This window comes from Scytonema millei VB511283, assembly GCF_000817735.3.
GTDB classification, from domain to species: Bacteria; Cyanobacteriota; Cyanobacteriia; order Cyanobacteriales; family Chroococcidiopsidaceae; genus Chroococcidiopsis; species Chroococcidiopsis millei_B.
This window is the reverse complement of record NZ_JTJC03000004.1, coordinates 337,857-355,876: the sequence shown is the minus strand read 5'-3', so window position 1 is coordinate 355,876 and position 18,020 is coordinate 337,857. Positions and strand designations below refer to the sequence as shown.

Genomic DNA, 18,020 nt, shown 5'->3' with positions numbered 1-18,020 from the left:
ACATTTCACGTTTCTACATTTTGAGCGCAAAAATCTTCTCTACCACGTCAGCCACAACCTTATCGGGTGTAGAAGCACCGGAAGTAATGCCTACAGTAATTTTGCCACTAGGCAACCAATTTTCTGTAGCTACAATCTCGCCACTGAGTAAGCGATGCTCGATCTGATTCGCTGTACCGATGCGGTTGGCACTGTCAATATGATATGAGGGAATTTGATGCTCGATCGCGATTTCTTGTAAGTGAGTCGTGTTAGAAGAGTTGAAACCACCAATCACCACCATCAGGTCTAACTTTTCTTCGACTAATTGAAACATCGCGTCTTGCCGTTCTTGGGTAGCATCGCAGATGGTGTTAAAGCTGATAAAGTGTTGGTTTAGCGTATCGGGACCGTACTTTCGCATCATTGTGCGCTCGAATAGTTTGCCGATTTGCTCGGTTTCGCTTTTGAGCATGGTGGTTTGGTTGGCAATCCCAACTTTTTCGAGATCTGTATCGGGATTGAATCCTGCCGAACAAGCACGGCTGAATTTTGCCATAAATTCGTCGCGATTACCACCATTCAAGATGTAATTGCACACATATTCGGCTTGTGCCATGTTTAGCACGACTAAATACTTATTTGCAAAAGAACTGGTGGCGATGGTTTCTTCGTGGTTGTACTTGCCGTGAATAATCGACGTATACTCACTTTTCTTGTGCTTTTCGACAGTATTCCAGACTTTAGCAACCCAAGGGCAAGTCGTATCGACAATCTTGCAATTTTTCTCTTGAAGCATCTGCATTTCCTGCACGCTAGCCCCAAAAGCAGGTAGGATCGCGACATCTCCCGATTCCACAACAGAAAAGTCTTTGACTCCGGCAATAACTGGAATGAACCCGACTTGCATTTCCTGCAACCGCTGATTAACAGAGGGGTTGTGGATGATTTCGTTGGTAATCCAGATCCGCTGCGTGGGGAAATGTTGGCGCGTCTCGTATGCCATTGCTACGGCTCGTTCTACTCCCCAGCAAAAACCAAATGCCTCGGCTAAGCGAATTGTTACGTCACCTTGTTGCAGAGTATAGCCGTTATCTCGGATTTGCTGCACCAGATTGCTTTGATATTCCGACTGCAACATCTCAGAAACTTCAGCTTCATGACCGAACCCTTTACGATGATAGTTTTCCGAGTGTTGGAGCGATCGTTTAAAAGCTTTCGTATCCATGCAGTGTTTCCCCATAAGCGTCTCTATTCTCGATCGTAAGCTGTTTGGCTACCTTTCTCAAAGCGCGATCGCTCTAATGTACCAATCGGACTGCTACATCAACTCATCGTCATTGCCGCGTTGTTTATCGTCTAATCGATCGCATCCGTGTAGAAGAGAATTTACCCACGCTCTTTGTGAAGTTTATTACTAGTTTAAATACTAGTTTAAAGCGGATGAAAATCTGAAGCGCTTTATTATATAGCGGTTTTCAATTGGGTAAAACACACGATCCGATCTATAAGGGCGCGCAGCCGTGCGCCCCTACAAGTGTCACGCACGCAATCGAGAATTGCTATAACACTAGCGTGCGAATAAATTTGGACTGTCTATACATTACTAAAAAAGTTAGTTTAGTAAAACTGAGGTATAATATGATACTGTATAACAAAAGTTATAGCGTTACAAAGTTGTAAAAACAAGTCCGTAATTACTACGAACTACTTGGGATTGCAGTCAAAATCTCCAAATTAGTGTGAGGTAGGTACTAATTCTGTTCTGAGATGAAGTTTATCGCGAGATAGCAGTGAGGAAAATTCTAGTAATTGATAATGATGAATATTCTCTACTATTAATTTCTGACTTTTTCGCCTTGAATAACTTTCAGGTTTTGACCGCAGATAATAGTCGCTCGGGCTTACAATTAGCCAGAGAACAACAGCCAAACTTAATTATTTGCGAACTGGAGCTGCCAGAACAAAATGGATACGAAATTTTAAGACAGTTGCGTGATGAACCGATTACAGCTAGTATACCTATCTGGTTTCTTTCATTTGAAGCAGATATGGCAACTCGTCGCCGTGCTTTACAACAAGGGGCTGACGGTTACTTTCATAAACCAGTAAACTTAAACGAATTGCTCTCAGCAATTAACAGTCTTTTTAATGGGTAATTGGTTGTTGGTTGACGGTTGACAGTGACTAGTGGCTGGTAGTAGATAGGGTGTAGGGTGTAGGGTGTAGGGTGTGGGAAGTGTGGGGTGTAAGAATTTTGAATGCGTGAATGCGTGAATTGTTTTGCTCCCTCAGCTCCCGATCGCTCCCTCAGCTCTCTTCTCCCTGCTCCCCATGATTTGGAATCGCCATCACATTTTGTCCCTAGAAGATTTTACGCCGGAAGAATACAACACGGTGTTGCAGACCGCTGCGAGTTTTCGAGAGGTGTTGACGCGGCGGACGAAGAAAGTCCCAACCTTACAAGGACAGGTGGTAACGAATTTATTTTTTGAATCTTCGACTCGTACCCGCAGCAGTTTTGAATTAGCAGCCAAACGTTTATCGGCAGATACGCTAAACTTTACCGCCTCTACCTCTTCTTTGACGAAGGGAGAAACAATATTAGACACAGCAAAAACCTACTTGGCAATGGGAACCGATATGATGGTGATCCGCCATCGAGAAGCGGGAGTTCCTCAAGCGATCGCAGCTGAAATGGATCGCTTGGGTGTCCGCGTCGGAGTCTTAAATGCTGGGGACGGACAGCACGAACATCCTTCTCAAGCTTTACTCGACCTATTTACAATTTGCACTCTGCTCGATCCCGATCGTCCGCGCTTGGAACTGTTACAGGGGAAAAAAATTGCGATCGTCGGGGATATTCTTCATTCACGGGTAGCGCGATCGAATATCTGGAGCTTAACCGCTAGCGGGGCAGAAGTCCACCTCGCCGCACCACCGACTTTGTTACCGCAGTTGTTTGGGGAGTTTGTTGATACGAGGAGTGAGGAGCGAGGAGCGAGGAGTGAGGGAGATCGGGGAAACCATAATCAACTGTCAACTGTCAACTATCAGCCAAATCGCAAATTATTCTTACATTGGCAAATCGAACCTGCATTACAAGATGCAGATTTTGTGATGACACTGCGGTTGCAAAGGGAACGCATGACGCAGCATCTTTTACCCAGTATTAGAGAGTACCATCAGTCATTTGGAATTACGCGCGATCGCCTACAATTTTGTAAACCTGATGTCAAAGTTTTACACCCAGGTCCTGTCAATCGTGGTGTAGAAATTAGTTCCGATCTGATGGACGATCCTCAATTCAGTTTGATTTCCCAACAGGTGACGAGTGGGGTAGCGGTGCGAATGGCGCTGTTATACCTGATGGGTGGGGGTAAGGTTTAAAATATTACTATGGAAGTTACACTGAATCGGTACATCGAAATTACACCAGAAATACGGGGTGGAAAGCCAAGAATTGCTGGAACCCGCATCACAGTGGCAGATATTGCCATGATGTATTTGCAGATGGGACAGTCATTGGAATTAATTGCAGGTAAGTACGATCTCCCCTTAGCATCTGTTTATGCAGCAATGGCATATTACTACGATCGCCAAGCCGAAATCGAGCAGCAAATGCAGGCAGATGAAGCATTTGTCAATGCTTTGATGCACAGTCGTCCTTCTAGACTACAAGCAAAGCTGAAGGCTTTGAGAGGTGAGTAACCGCATTCGTTTCCATTTGGATGAAAACGTCGATCCTGATATTGCTCTAGCTCTACGCCGTCAATTGATTGATGTCACAACGACAGTAGAGATGGGGTTAAGGGGACAAACAGATGAGGCACAATTAGCATTTGCTTGTCAGCAAGGGCGTATTATTGTAACGTACGATACGGATTTCCTCAAAATTGCCAGTCAAACCACAGAGCATTGGGGTATTGCTTTTTGTAAAAAGGATGTTCGCACTCTCGGAGAGATTATTCGTAGCTTGATTCTGATTTACGAGGTGCTGACTCCTGATGAGATGAAAGGATGGATTGAGTATCTTTAGATAATGCCCTGTTACTGATGTGTGTGGAGAACCTTTAATTGACATTCTTTTCATTTCGATTAAACTAGAAATATGGAAAATAAAGAGACAGCTCAGTACGCAGATATTTTTGCGGCACTGGGATCGGAACCTCGGCTGGAGATTATGCGATCGCTGTTTGCTGCTTATCCAGAAGGAAGGACAGTAGGGGAGATTCAAGCGGTGCTGAATATTCCCAATTCCACCCTTTCACACCATTTGGAAAAGTTACGGCATGAAGGTTTAGTAAATGCTAAGAGAGATAAACAATTTCTTTGGTATTCTGCCAATGCTGCAACGATGGAAGATTTATTGTCCTTTTTGTACAACGGTTGCAGTATTCGCCAACGTACCTCAAAAGCAGATGAAACATACTCATCTGCGGAACTAATTCAAAATGAATCTACTTATGGAGGATTTATGTTTGAAGGATTTTTGCGATCGCTAGAAGGTTTTTTTGGCAGTATTTTCGATCGAGTTGCCTTACCTATAGGATTTGAAAGATTTACTCAACAGGCAATTCAAGCAATTATTCTAGCTCAATATGAAGCTAAGCGCTTGAAACATCATTACATTGGTACAGAACAGTTATTACTGGGCATAATTGGCGAACAAAGTGGAATGACTGCAAGAATTCTGACTTCAATGGGAGTTAATTTTGAGAATACTAGAGTTGAAGTAGAAAAAAGAATTGGTAGAGGTACGGGTTCGCCACCAGAAATTCCCTTTACCCCAAGGGCAAAGCAGTGTTTAGAACTTGCACTGCAACAGGCGCGAGAATTCAAACATCGGCATATTGGCACGGAACATTTATTATTAGGAATTCTCCGTGAAGGGCAAGGCATGGGAGTAATAGTATTGAGAAATTTAGGCTTAGATCTGCAAAATTTAGAACAGAGATTGAGAACGGAAATGGGTAATGAGCCAAGGTTTGGCGAATAGAATTCGCGCCTACACAAGCGTAGACGCGCAGCGGCTTGCCGCAGGCTAGTCCGCAAGGCAACTAGTGAAACACAGAGGCTTTGAAACCTGCGCAGGTAGGTTTTGTCTGTGTAGCCGCGACTTACAGTCGCCTAGTATAAGATCTAAAGTAAACCTACAATTCTTGAGTTGCGGCGGCGAGTTTGGTTAAGGATTCTGCCATTGCCATCGATCGCTCTGAAGTCTTGCTAGCAATGTTGGCTGCTTGCAAGATAGCTTGATTCGCAGCAGCCGAAGCCTGTGTTTGACTGGCTGCAATTTGGGAAACCCGTTCAAAAAATGAGATCGTCTGGGCGCTGAAGGCAGCAATTTGATTCAGTTTTTGCTGAGTTTCTTCTATGACTTGACGTTTAACGATCGCCTGTTCTGTCCCCTCAATCGCGATCGCGGCTTCTTTGGTATCTGCTTGAACGTTTGCCACCAAAAGTTTCATTTGGGTAAATTCTGTCTCTAACTGCCCAATTGAGGCAAGTAATTTTTCTGCTATGGGAACAAACTCTGAATTGTCTCCGTTGGTAGTGCGGGAAACGGCAAATTTAATATTCATCGCTTGCAACTGAAGTTGATACATGACCTGACCGATAATCTCAATTGCTTGCGGTAATTTTTGGGTCGAGCGATCGAGTCGATCTAGCTTTTGAGTAACTTCAAAAATTGCTGTTTGGGTAGCCACAATCGTATTTATAGTTTGCTCGACAATCCCTTCACCAGTTTCTACTGTGGGTTTGGCTGGTTGAATTTGGCGTTCTGCTGCTTGGACGGTAGCCACGATTTTTTCCGTGACTTGAGCGACAGCCTGAACGCGATCGTAGGCAAGTGTAACCGAATCCATTTGGGCGATCGCTTCTTGGGACAGAGTTTTGACAGATGTTTGGCTACTGCGCAGCAGTTCTGATATCTGACGCTGAAGTCTCTCTTTTTGCTGGCGTTCCTCTTGAGATGTGGCTGTAGCTGTTTGATAGGCTCGATCGATTCGATCGAGCAATCTAGCATGGTCGAGGGCAAATCCAACTTGAGTAGCTAATTGGGTAAATAGATCGATTTCCCATTGTTGCCAGTGGCGCGGCTTGGCACACTCATGAGCGATTAACAGACCAAATAAGCGATCGTCCTTCAAAATTGGGGCAACTAAATTCGCTCTGACGGCAAACGGTTCCAACTGTTGCAAATAGCATTCGCTCAAATCCGCAGCATAGATATCGTCGATCGCGTTTACTCTTCCCTGTTGATATTTTTCAACATAGCCTTGGGCAAAACACGGGTCTTGAATTTGCGCCCACATAGCTTTAGGAAATCCTGGTAGGACCGATTCGGCGATGACCGTACCGTACCAGTCAGCGTCAAAACCATACACCAGCAAGCGATCTGTTTTTATCGCTTTGCGGACTTCTTCGACAGTAGTTTTGAGAATATCCTCTTCGTTGAGCGAGGCTCGAATTCGGCGCGTTACCTGGGCGAGTAATTGGCTGCGAGAACCCTCAGCATCGATGCGTTGTAACAACCTAGCATGGTCGAGGGCAAATCCGACTTGAGCGGCTAACTGGGTAAATAAATCGATCTCCCATTGCTGCCAATGACGGGTTTTAGCACACTCATGGGCAATCAATAAGCCGAATAAGCGATCGTCTTTGAGTATGGGTGCGACTAAATTCGCCTTGACTGCAAATGGTTCGAGTTGTTGTAAATAACACTCGCTTAAATTAGCAGCATAGATATCCTCGATCGCGTTTACCCTACCCTGCTGATACTTATCTACATAATCTTCAGCAAAGCACGGGTCTTGAATTTGCGCCCACATAGCTTTGGGAAACCCTGGTACGACTGATTCGGCGATGACAGTACCGTACCAATTGAAGTCAAAGCCGTAGACGATGACGCGATCTGTTTTCATCGCTTTACGGACTTCTTCAACGGTAGTTTTAAGAATATCCTCTTCGTTGAGCGAGGCTCGAATTCGACGGGTAATATCGATCGATAGCTTAGCTTGCTTGGCTTTCGTATCTATTTGTTCGAGCAAATCAGCGTGTTTGAGAGCAAATCCGACTTGTGTTGCTACATGGGCAATTAAATCGATTTCTGAGTGCTGCCAGGAGCGTGACTGCTTACACTGATTGGCGATTAATAAGCCATATAGCCGATTGTCTTTGATAATTGGCGCGCTTAATTGTGACGCGATCGCAAATCGCTCTAGTAGTCCAATCCGAGCGTCAGAGAAATCTGCTTGATATATATTATCGATTGCCTGCACGCGACCGTGACGATATAGCTCGATGTTTTCCCCTTGGAAAAAGTTTGTATCGATTGTCGCCCACAGCATTTTAGGATAGCTCGATGCGACCGATTCTTCTACAAAAGCTCCATCCCAGTCGAGTGAATTCGGAATTCGGAATTCGGAATTCGGAATTCGGAGTTCGGAATTTTTTCGGTCACGATCGAACCGAAAAATTACGATCCGATCGGCTTTAAAGGCTTTACGGACTTCTTCTACAGTCGTTCTCAGGACATCTGCTTCCGATAGCGATTCTCCGATCTGGTGCGCGATCTTCATCAAGATTCTGGCGCGTTCGGCTTCAGCTTCTTGCTGCCATAACAGTTTTGGCAATTGTTGTTCGATCGCGCTGATATTTGACTCTAGGGCAACTAATTCGTCTTGACCAGCAACGCGATCGCGAGCATCTCGATCTTCTTGACTCAATCTATTGACTAATTTAGTAGAAACTGCTGTAGCATCTAATACTGGACGAATGGCGCGATGCACTAAAAAAATGGCGATCGCCGCCGCCCAAGCTGCGATTAATCCAGTTTCCAGGACTTGCGATTGTAGTTGCCGTTGCAGGGCATTTTCTGTTGTGGTTAACTCAGTGAGATTTTGCTGTCTGGCTTGAGTAACTTGTTTGTGAATTGCCTGAGTTCCCAAGTAATTCGTCGTACCAACTACCAATGCTGGAAGGGCGCTAGCAACAACAGCCGCGATCGTTGTTTTCAATTTCAAATTCCACGATCGCATCTGCTGAATTGGTCGCACAACGTTACTTTTCTTCAAGTCTCCTTGATGAGAGTCTGTACCTAGAGTGGTACTAGAATTTGCCTTACCGTTTTTGGACTGAGAAGAAGGATCTTGAGTCTTAGGCATATTCTTTCAGTTATCAGTTATCAGTTATCAGTTATCAGTTGACAGTTGACAGTTAGCAGTTGACAGTTGATTTTAATTCTGACTTCTGACTTTTGACTTTTGACTTTTGACTTTTGACTTTTGACTTTTGACTTGATTAAAAATAGCCTATCGCTTCAATCAGTCGCTGATTATCAATATGGTTGTCGATTCTTTATTTGTTTGTTGGCAATTCTTTAGGTTAAACGACCGTCTTCCATGTCAATTATGCGATCGGCAATATCGAGAATTCTGTTGTCGTGAGTCACCATCAAAATCGTACATCCCTGTTCTTTAGCTAGAGATTGCATGAGTTCGACGACATCGCGTCCCGATTGCTTGTCCAATGCAGCTGTAGGTTCGTCTGCGAGGACAATTTTTGGATGATTGACCAAAGCACGGGCGATCGCAACTCGTTGTTTTTGTCCTCCAGAAAGATTGTCTGGATAGTAATCAATTCGATGAGCTAAACCTACAGTTTGTAATATAGCTTTCGATCTAGCCTCAGCGGCTGATGGAGATAGCTCGCAATCTAATTCAACTGACATTTGTACGTTTTGTTTTGCTGTTAAAAATCCTAATAAATTATGAGCTTGAAAGATATAACCAATCTGCCGACGAAATTTGACTAGTTGTTTTTCGCTCGTACCCAAAAGTTCTTTACCTAAAATTTTTAAACTTCCTTCTTGCACGGAACGCAAACAACCAATTAAAGTCAGTAATGTTGTCTTTCCCGATCCTGATGCTCCAGTCACCAGGGTAATTTCTCCAGCGTGAATCTCTAAATTAATATCAAATAATATCTGCTTTCTCAGCGCCCCTTTACCATAGTAGTGATTGAGATTATGGATAGCGATCGCAGGTTCTTTCATTTACTCGCTCCCTATATTAGATCCCCCTTCCGTCCCCCTTAAAAAGGGGGAAACTCTCTTGGTTTCTCTTTGCAATTGAGAATCTCTCTTAGCCTCCCTTTCTAAGGGGGGTTGAGGGGATCTACTAGAAAATATCTGCTGGATCGGCAGACCGTAGTTTACGCACGGCAATAAAACCGGAAATAAAACACATGAGAACCGTTAATAAAAATACCATAACTGCTCGACTAGCAGTCATAAAAATTGGCAATAGAGTTGCATTTCTAGCTAAATTGTATTGTAAAATTGCAAAAGCAAATCCTGGTACATAACCTAAACTGGCTAAGATCAAAGCTTCTTGAAAAACGACTAACAATAAATAGGTTTGCGTATACCCCATCGCTTTTAAAGTAGCATATTCAGATAAATGGTCGGAAACCTCACTATAAAGAATTTGATAAACAATTACAGTTCCGACAATGAAACCCATAATTGTTCCCAGTGTAAAGATAAACCCAATTGGAGTACTGCGCGCCCAGTAATCTTTCTCGTAATCGACAAATTCTTGTTTAGAGAAGACTTTGACATCATCCGGTAAATATTGCCGCAGCTTTTCTAAAACTACCTCAGCATTTGCCGCTGGTTTTAATTTAATAACGCCTAGATCGATTAAGCCATATTTTCGGTTTTTAAATAAGCGCAAAAAATTTTGGTCGCTAGTAATTAAATTACCATCAGAACCAAAAGATGCTCCTAACTCAGCTATTCCTCCTACTTTAATCCGTCGTCCGCCTACCTCGGCTGTAATCTTTTTTCCTTGCTCGAACTCAGATGCGATCGCGCCAAACTCCGGTCGAGAGCCGCGATCGAAAAGGACGACATCGGGCAATTTAATTTTTTCTATATTTTGCTGTACCCCTGGTAAATTGAAAACTTTATCTCTAGGATTAGTTCCAATCACTAAAACCTCAGCCAGCGCTCTAGTCTCGGGGTTTTTCCATTCAGTCAAGCCTAAATAGATCGGATGTACTGACGCAACTTCTGAAAGTGCTAAAGTTTGATATAAGCGTCTTTGAGAGAAGCTTTCTAAAAAATTGATGGCGTTAGATTGAGGATTAATTAAGACAATTTCGCCATCTAAACTAGAATGCAAACGTACGTTACTATCAAATAAAGCTTGCTGAAAAGCCAGTTGCATAAACATGAGAATATCAGCAAAAGCAATTCCAGCTAGTGCGACGATAAGACGAGGTTTTTCCCTAGTCAATTGCAACCAAGCTAACGGAATTTTGCGTTTAATAAATTTTGTCATTTTTGATTTGTCATTGGTCATTGGTCATTTGTTAAGAGGCGAGGGGCAAGAGGCGTTTGACTTACGACTTACGACTTACGACTTACGACTTCTCTCCCTTGTCCCCCTACTCCCTGCTCCCTACTCCCTGCTCCCTCAAATATTAATTTTGACGATAACTTTGGCGTAAGTAAGACCGGAAACTCGTTGACTGGCTTCTGGGGGTAGACCGACTTTGATTTCTACAACTCTGGCATCGACATCGGCGGCGGGATCGCTGTCGAGTGCGTCTTGTTTACCGATCTGCCTGCCAACGTCAATGACTGTACCTCTCAGTTCTCCAGGGAAGGCAAGATTCTCGCTTCTGATTGCGGCTTTTTGACCGAGGCGGATTTTACCAATGTCTTCTTCTAAGACTTCGGCAATGGCGATCATTTGCTCGGTGCGCCCCATTTCTGCAATGCCTTGGGAACCGATCTTTTCTCCGGCGCGAGTGTGAATTTTGAGAATTTCGCCGCCAGTTGGCGCGCGCACGTAAGCGAGTGTCAAGTCTGCTTGAGCTTGTTTCATCGCCGCGATCGCCCTGTCAACTTCAGATTGTGCCAGTTGTACGTCCACTGGACGAACTTCTTGAATTTTATTTAAAGTCGCTTTTGCTGCTTCAATTTGCCTTTGCAACGTCGCGATCGTCTGTTGGCGAGTCGATTGAGTTTCGTTTAATTGTTCGGTAGCAGATTTAGCATTCAAACTGCGGCGATCGAGTTCTTGAGAGGAGATCGCACCGTTTTGATACAACTGCTGGTAGCGTTGCAAATCGATCGCGGCGTTACGTTGCTCGGCTTCTAGGCGGGCAATTGTTGCTCGTAAGACTTGCTGTTGTCCGGCGAGTTCGGCTTCTAGGCGGGAGATCGTTGCTTGCTGTGCCTCAATTTCTCCGGTTTGCGCCCCTGCTTTGACTTTGGCTAAATTTGCTTGAGCGACTTTGACATCTTCCTTGGCTTTGGCTAAAGCTGCCAAAGCGCGATCGCGGTTATCTAAAACGGCTATAACATCACCACTGCGTACTCTTTCACCCTCTCTGACCATCAGCTGAAGTACTCTTGCGCCTTCCAGAGCAAAGGAAGAACTAGGGGCAGACAGTTGAACCACATCCCCACGCGGCTCTAAACGTCCTAAAGCACTAACAGCATCTATTTTTGGGGGTTTTTGAGTTACGGGCGCAGGTGCGGGGGTTTGACTCTGCTGAAATTTACTCAGCGCCAAAGCTCCCGTTGCTATTCCCAAAATTAGAGCTAAGGCGATCCGCCACCAACCCTTGGGTTTCGCACCTGACTCCTCCTCAAACTGAGTTTTCTTTTCCCTAACGGTTGACATGATGGATCGATTGTTACGCTCGGATATCTTTTTCCCGCGCCACAAAGCTAAGATGAAGCAGGCTGCGATCGCTTTTGTCTCATCGTAGGGAATGTCTGACTACAGCAACTATGCAAATCTTTCTACCTTATTTGTCATTTTTTTCGTTGTTGCAGTTTTAGTGGTTGTAGAAAGACAGAAGGTAGAAGGAATTAATGAATAGTAAATGAGTACTGGTATCAACCACATCACGCTTGAATGTAGATAAATTGAATTGAAGTTTTCAACAACAAGTAACTATTGATAACTGATAACTGATAACTGATAACTGATAACTGAGGTAGAGTGATTAAAACTAGAAAACAATTTGCTCAGCACTGGCTTAAGAGCGAGAAAGCCTTGGATCGAATCGTACAGGCGGCGGAGATTCAACAAGGCGATCGCATTTTAGAAATTGGTCCTGGTACAGGTGTCTTAACTCGGCAGCTTTTACCCCTCGCCTCATCTGTAGTAGCGGTAGAAATCGACCGCGATCTCTGTCAGTTGCTAACACAAAAATTAAAAAAAGTAGAGAATTTTTTACTATTGCAAGGTGACTTCCTAAATTTAGATTTAGCTACTTTATTAGCTCCATTACCAAATTTTCAAAAGCCAAATAAAGTTGTTGCTAATATTCCGTACAACATTACTGGACCAATTCTAGAAAAACTGCTGGGAACAATTGCCGAACCTAACCCAGAGCCATACGAATCAATTGTATTGTTAGTTCAAAAAGAAGTGGCAGATAGACTGTATGCTAAACCTGAATCGAAAGCATTTGGAGCTTTGTCTGTTAGAGTGCAGTATTTAGCAGCCTGCGAACAGATTTGTATTGTCCCAGCCGGAGCTTTTCAACCACCACCAAAAGTAGATTCTGCCGTAGTGCGGTTGCGTCCGCGAACATTGTCAACTGTAGCCAACGATCCGAAGCAATTGGAAGCTTTAGTCAAAATTGGTTTTAGTGCCAAGCGGAAAATGTTACGAAATAATTTGAAAGCACTAGTCGATAGCGATCGCCTCAGCCATTTACTGCAAGAATTAAAGATAAATCCCCAATCCCGCGCTGAGGATTTAAGCGTGGCTCAATGGGTAAATTTGAGTAATAGTTTAGGTCATGGGTGACTGGTAACTGATAACTGGTAACTGGTAACTGGTAACTGATAACTGATAACTGATAACTGAATGCGTTCCTATTCTCTGATTGCTCCGGCAAAAATTAATCTGTATCTGGAAATCTTAGGCGATCGCCCAGATGGATATCACGAATTGGTAATGATCCTGCAAAGTATCGATCTGGCTGACAAAATCGATATTCGAGCCATTAGTACCGATACCATCCGCGTTCACTGCGATCGTGCCCAAGTCCCAGCAGATAAAAGCAATCTCGCTTACCGCGCCGCCGAACTGATGGCGAAACATTTTCCAGAAAGTTTTGCTCAATATGGCGGGGTAGAAATTACGATTCACAAAAAGATCCCGATTGCTGCTGGTTTAGCAGGAGGATCTAGCAATGCTGCTGCCGTTTTGGTCGGTATAGATTTATTGTGGAAACTGGGACTCACGCAATCGGAATTGCAGGAACTCGCAGCCCAAATTGGTTCTGACGTACCTTTTTGTATTGCAGGCGGAACGGCGATCGCCACAGGACGGGGAGAACAGCTGTCTCCCCTCCCCAGTCTCGATAATTTATATGTCGTTCTCGGTAAACATCGTAGTTTGGCAGTTTCCACAGTTTGGGCGTATTCAACTTATCGCGCCACCTTCGGTCATACCTACACGAGAAATATCCAAAACCTCGAATCTCGCGCTCAAGCCGTCCACTCAGGACCTATGGTGAAAGCAATTATTCATGAAGATGGGGCAGAAATTGCCCAAAAACTACACAACGATTTAGAAAAAGTTGTCTTACCAGAATATCCCCAAGTCTCGCAACTACGGCAAGCATTTCAAGACAGCGGCGCTGATGGTGCGATGATGTCTGGTTCTGGTCCTACAGTATTTGCTCTATGTACTTCATTAGAACAAGCCCAACAGGTACACCAGCAAGTCCGTCAAACCATCCCCGATCCCGATTTAGACCTATGGATTGCCCGAATGTGTAGTGGGGGAATACAAGTCAGTAACCAGTGACCAGTTATCAGTTATCAGTTATCAGTGACCAGTTATCAGTTATCAGGGAGCAGAGGGAGCGATTCTAGCCACTAGCCACTAGTCACTGTCAACCGTCAACCGTCAACCGTCAACCACTTACCAATGCCAGACAATCAAACCACACAATCGCCAGAACCAACTCCCTTACGCTGTATGAGTGGGGCAGTGATTTCGGCAGGAATTGCTTTTGCAGCCTATTCTCTCACAGCCGCGATCGCGCAAACGTTTGCTCGCAAACCAATTCATTCTGATAATTTTACTGTCGTTAATATTGCTGCTGCCGTCCGTACTCTGGTTGTAGGAATCATGGCACTAGGTACAGGTATATTCGGTATTGTCGCTATAGGTCTAGTTGCACTCGCAATTCAACTTTCGATTCAAAAACTGACGAAAAAGGAAGAGTAGGGGCGCACAGATGTGCGCCTCTATCAAGATGTTATTTCCGAAACAGCCGCATAGCATGATAGCAAACTTTTTCGCGCAGACGATAAACATCTTTAGTCGTTAAATTTAACTGAGAAGCGATCGCTTGCTGCGGTTGTCCTTGGAGGTATAAATCCAACCACTCTACAGCTAAACGTCCCAACTTTTGCTCTAGATATTTGGATAGCCGCTGTTTGATTTCATCTCGCTGCTGCTGTTGTTCAACTGCTTCTTCTTGCTCGCGATCTTGCTCGATCGCCTGGGCATCTAACAAACTGAAACTGCGATCGCTGTCTTCTGAGGGAATTTGGGCAAAGACAATCCGAATTTCTCCGTTTTTTGGAACTTGCGTCACTCCTCCTGGTGCGAGGCGACGCATGTAATTGATAAAGCGATAAACAATCAGTGGTTGATTGCGAACTGGTCGCAAGCAGTACTCTTCAATCGTTGTAAATATTAAGGCATGTCGTAGACAAATATCGTCCGTACATTTAGCGATCGCTGCCATTTGCTGTTGTAAGTAGGAATCGCGTTGCAGTAAATCTTGCAAAAATTCTTGTAATACTTCCGTCACCTGACGGCGGCGATCGCGGCTGAGGTCAACCATCATCCGAATCTTATTTTGCAGCACGACTAGGCTACCTAAGCGAGTCATCAGACGACGATAGCCTTGTTCTGGCGCTTGTCCCAAATAACGATTCTGCAAAATCCGATAGCGATATGCCATCCCTTGCTGGATCAGTTGGATTTGCTGTGGGTCAAGCTGGTCGAATTGCTCGAAATGGTTTCCGATTAGCCAGTCAACAATACTATCTCTAGTAGCTACACGGCGATCGGGATAGTCGAATGCCAATTGCCAGTGCCAAGCTTGCAATATATTTTCAAATGTAGCGTTTTGGCTAGCTGTAAATTTTGATTCTAAAGGTAATGTGACAACCTGCATTTGCGACTCCTTACTTTACTCAATACTGCTGGGTCAATCGTGCTTAGTTGAACGAATAGCGCGATCGCGGCAGTTGTATTCTGGTTTTTTACCCCTATCGGGAGCGCAACACTTGCAGTCTTGTCGTTCCTAACAATCCTCCCAAGGGTGGTCTGTTGTCAGTTGTCAGTTAACAGTTAACAGTTAACAGTTAACAGTGACTAGTGACTAGCTATCATTACCTGAAACTTTTGGTAACTGCTTCAAGGTTGATGTGACCATGAATACAGATTAAAATACGGCTTCGATTTTGCCAGCATGAAAAAGTCAGAAATAGACAGCACTTCGCCAAGCGCCACTAAATCGCTCCCTAGTTGACTAGTGAGGAAAGGTCTGAAAAAGTCATAATGAAGTCGTAAGTCGTAAGTCGTAAGTCAGAAGTTGTTCATCTCCCCCTCGCTCCTCGCTCCTCACTCCTCATTCATCCACTTGACCGACGCGGCGCAGGTCGATGATGTCGCTCATTTTGCGGATTTGGTTGAAGATGTGTTCGAGTTGATGGCGATCGCGAATATCTATGCCTAATTCAATGATTGCTGGCTGACCGTTGGCTGTTTTGACGGAAGCGTGGCGGACGTTGATACTTTGGTCGCTGAGACGAGACAGTATATCTTTTAATACGCCGACGCGATCGATCGCTTCAATTTGGACGTTTACCTGGTAAGTCTGCGGACGGGGATTGCGATCGCCGTTAGCATTCCAGCTGACGGGGACGAGGCGATCGTAGGGGATGTTCTCGACGTTTGGACAGCCTTGACGGTGGATCGAGATGCCGCGCTGAGAACGGGTGGTTACGACACCAATAATAGATTCTCCTGGGATTGGGCTGCAACACTTAGCTAAATGATAGAGTAATCCTTCTACACCGGCGATCGGCGATTCGCTAGCACGAGATTTAGGTGCAACTGCTGCTTCGCGGGTCGATTTGGCATTTGCAGGTATTAAACTGAGTGGAACTTCTGGTTCAGCAGGAATCAGCTGCTGACCTTTCACGATTTCTCGCCAGCGGTTGAGTACGAGGTTTAACGTCACTTCGCCGTAACCCAAAGCAGCAAGTAAGTCTTCGACGCTATGATAGTTGCAGCGTTCGGCAACAGCTTGCATCGGGTCTGACTTGAGTAAGGCTTCAAAGCCAGTTTTCCCCAATTCTTTTTCTAACAATTCCCGTCCACGGGCAACGTTTTCTTCCCGCCGCGATCGCTTGTACCACTGTCGAATTCGGTTTTTCGCTGCGGAAGTTCTGACAAAATTTAGCCAATCCAAGCTAGGGTGGCTGTTCTTCTGGGTTAAAATATCTACAATATCGCCATTTTTTAAGGCTGTATCCAGCGTTACCATTCTGCCGTTAACTTTCGCCCCCGCACAGTGATTTCCCACCTCTGTGTGAATCCGGTAAGCGAAATCTATTGCTGTCGAACCAGGGGTGAGAGGCACAACATCACCCTTGGGAGTGAAGACATAAACTTCGTCTTCAAATAAATTATCTTTGATACTCTCTAAGTACTCTTGAGCATCTTTGAGGTCGTTCTGCCACTCCAAGAGTTGGCGCAACCAGGTGAATTTCTCATCTACAGGTGTCAGCTTGGTATGGATAGAACCTCCCGTTTCCTTATACTTCCAGTGCGCGGCAATCCCATACTCGGCAATGTGGTGCATGTCTATCGTGCGGATTTGCACTTCGAGAGGACGACCCGTAAAGCCGACTACTGTAGTGTGTAGAGACTGGTAGCGATTGGGTTTGGGTAAGCCGATATAGTCTTTAAATCGACCGGGAATCGGTCTAAAAGCGTCGTGTACCACGGCTAAAGCGCGGTAGCATTCTTCGTTAGTTTTGACGATGATCCGAATTGCAGCTAGATCGTAGATTTCGTGGAATTCTTTTTGCTGCCGCTGCATTTTTTGGTAGATACCATATAGATGCTTGGGACGACCGCTAATATCAATACATTGAATGTGTGATTGCGCCATCCCCTGCTGCAAAACTTCAATCACCCGCGTCAGCCTTGCTTCTCGGTCTGTTCGCTTCTCCGCTACTAAGTCTTGAATTTGACGATAGGCTTCTGGTTCGAGGTATTTAAAGGTTAAATCTTCTAATTCCCATTTAAATGTCCCAATACCTAGCCGATTTGCCAGTGGAGCAAAAATTTCTCTGGTTTCTAAAGCGATGCGACGGCGTTTTTCATCGGGTAAGTGTTCCAAAGTTCGCATATTGTGCAGGCGATCGGCAAGTTTCACGACAATAACGCGAATATCTTGCGCCATCGCCAAAAACATGCGTCGAAAATTCTCTGCTTGCCGTTCTGTTTTACTCGAAAAAGTTTCGGAAAACTTAGATAGTTTTGTAACACCTTCTACTAAATGCTTGACTTCTGCGCCAAATTGTTGCTCTATATCCTCTAAGGTTACATCCGTATCTTCTACTACGTCGTGAAGAAATCCGGCTGCAATCATTGCACTACCACCTCCCAAATCTCTGAGCAAACCCGCTACAGCTACGGGGTGACAAATGTAAGGTTCTCCTGACTTGCGATATTGCCCTTGATGCAGTTGGTAAGCAAAGTTAAAAGCACGACAAATTAGTTGATTATCTGTCGCAGTAGGTTGTGTTTCTAATTCCGAATTCTCTACAAGGCAGGTTTGCAACCAGTCAGGTATAGTACATTCGTAGGAATTACAAACAGTGGTGGCAGTAGCAGTCAGGGTGTTCATGGGGGCGGCTTCAAACACTCTTTAATTTTGGGGGATGAGTAAGCGTAGCATAA

General features: G+C 44.6%; 15 protein-coding genes. 8 read left to right on the top strand and 7 right to left on the bottom strand.

All coding sequences use genetic code 11. The annotated features are described in order from the left end of the window. Positions 1 to 13 precede the first annotated feature (13 nt). Positions 14 to 1,207: a 4-hydroxy-3-methylbut-2-enyl diphosphate reductase gene (locus QH73_RS16635; RefSeq protein WP_039717069.1), complete on the bottom strand. Its 1,194-nt coding sequence runs from the start codon at positions 1,205 to 1,207 to the stop codon at positions 14 to 16. A 565-nt stretch (positions 1,208 to 1,772) separates the two neighbouring features. Between QH73_RS16635 and QH73_RS16630 the strand changes: the two genes are divergently transcribed. From QH73_RS16630 to QH73_RS29330, 5 genes are all read left to right on the top strand, one after another. Beyond that, a complete protein-coding gene (locus QH73_RS16630; protein ID WP_039717070.1) occupies positions 1,773 to 2,138 on the top strand; it encodes a response regulator in 366 nt (121 codons plus the stop codon). Positions 2,139 to 2,313: 175 nt separating this feature from the next. Then, on the top strand, positions 2,314 to 3,369 hold the full coding sequence (locus tag QH73_RS16625; RefSeq protein WP_039717071.1) for an aspartate carbamoyltransferase catalytic subunit: 1,056 nt from the start codon (positions 2,314 to 2,316) through the stop codon (positions 3,367 to 3,369). 9 nt (positions 3,370 to 3,378) lie between these two features. Then, positions 3,379 to 3,690 carry a DUF433 domain-containing protein gene (locus tag QH73_RS16620; protein WP_039717072.1) on the top strand — a complete coding sequence of 104 codons (312 nt, stop codon included), beginning with the start codon at positions 3,379 to 3,381 and terminating at the stop codon, positions 3,688 to 3,690. Next, the gene (locus tag QH73_RS16615; protein ID WP_039717073.1) at positions 3,683 to 4,018 is read left to right on the top strand and encodes a DUF5615 family PIN-like protein; all 336 of its coding nucleotides are present in this window, start codon (positions 3,683 to 3,685) and stop codon (positions 4,016 to 4,018) included. The genes QH73_RS16620 and QH73_RS16615 overlap by 8 nt, the downstream gene beginning before the upstream one ends. A gap of 72 nt (positions 4,019 to 4,090) precedes the next feature. Then, positions 4,091 to 4,978: an ArsR/SmtB family transcription factor gene (locus QH73_RS29330; protein WP_039717074.1), complete on the top strand. Its 888-nt coding sequence runs from the start codon at positions 4,091 to 4,093 to the stop codon at positions 4,976 to 4,978. 154 nt (positions 4,979 to 5,132) lie between these two features. On the opposite strand, the gene QH73_RS16605 is transcribed toward QH73_RS29330, so the two are convergent. From QH73_RS16605 to QH73_RS16590, 4 genes are all read right to left on the bottom strand, one after another. Beyond that, positions 5,133 to 8,150 (bottom strand): methyl-accepting chemotaxis protein, encoded by a 3,018-nt coding sequence (locus QH73_RS16605; RefSeq protein WP_039717075.1) that lies wholly within the window; start codon positions 8,148 to 8,150, stop codon positions 5,133 to 5,135. A gap of 215 nt (positions 8,151 to 8,365) precedes the next feature. Then, positions 8,366 to 9,040 carry a DevA family ABC transporter ATP-binding protein gene (locus tag QH73_RS16600; RefSeq protein ID WP_039717076.1) on the bottom strand — a complete coding sequence of 225 codons (675 nt, stop codon included), beginning with the start codon at positions 9,038 to 9,040 and terminating at the stop codon, positions 8,366 to 8,368. Positions 9,041 to 9,164: 124 nt separating this feature from the next. Next, complete coding sequence (devC, locus tag QH73_RS16595) at positions 9,165 to 10,331, bottom strand: ABC transporter permease DevC (protein WP_201278185.1); 1,167 nt, start codon at positions 10,329 to 10,331, stop codon at positions 9,165 to 9,167. 135 nt (positions 10,332 to 10,466) lie between these two features. Beyond that, on the bottom strand, positions 10,467 to 11,684 hold the full coding sequence (locus tag QH73_RS16590) for an ABC exporter membrane fusion protein (protein ID WP_039717077.1): 1,218 nt from the start codon (positions 11,682 to 11,684) through the stop codon (positions 10,467 to 10,469). 324 nt (positions 11,685 to 12,008) lie between these two features. Between QH73_RS16590 and rsmA the strand changes: the two genes are divergently transcribed. The 3 genes from rsmA (at position 12,009) to QH73_RS16575 (ending at position 14,258) form a co-directional block, all read left to right on the top strand. Beyond that, positions 12,009 to 12,824, top strand: coding sequence for a 16S rRNA (adenine(1518)-N(6)/adenine(1519)-N(6))-dimethyltransferase RsmA (gene rsmA / locus QH73_RS16585; RefSeq protein WP_039717078.1), 816 nt, complete (start codon positions 12,009 to 12,011; stop codon positions 12,822 to 12,824). Between the two features lie 60 nt (positions 12,825 to 12,884). Next, positions 12,885 to 13,832 carry a 4-(cytidine 5'-diphospho)-2-C-methyl-D-erythritol kinase gene (gene ispE / locus QH73_RS16580; RefSeq protein WP_039717079.1) on the top strand — a complete coding sequence of 316 codons (948 nt, stop codon included), beginning with the start codon at positions 12,885 to 12,887 and terminating at the stop codon, positions 13,830 to 13,832. Positions 13,833 to 13,955: 123 nt separating this feature from the next. Next, positions 13,956 to 14,258 carry a DUF3082 domain-containing protein gene (locus QH73_RS16575; RefSeq protein WP_039717080.1) on the top strand — a complete coding sequence of 101 codons (303 nt, stop codon included), beginning with the start codon at positions 13,956 to 13,958 and terminating at the stop codon, positions 14,256 to 14,258. Between the two features lie 31 nt (positions 14,259 to 14,289). On the opposite strand, the gene QH73_RS16570 is transcribed toward QH73_RS16575, so the two are convergent. Both QH73_RS16570 and QH73_RS16565 read right to left on the bottom strand, forming a co-directional pair. Beyond that, complete coding sequence (locus QH73_RS16570; protein ID WP_039717081.1) at positions 14,290 to 15,219, bottom strand: HetZ-related protein 2; 930 nt, start codon at positions 15,217 to 15,219, stop codon at positions 14,290 to 14,292. Between the two features lie 456 nt (positions 15,220 to 15,675). Further along, positions 15,676 to 17,967: a RelA/SpoT family protein gene (locus tag QH73_RS16565; protein WP_039717764.1), complete on the bottom strand. Its 2,292-nt coding sequence runs from the start codon at positions 17,965 to 17,967 to the stop codon at positions 15,676 to 15,678. Positions 17,968 to 18,020: the final 53 nt, after the last annotated feature.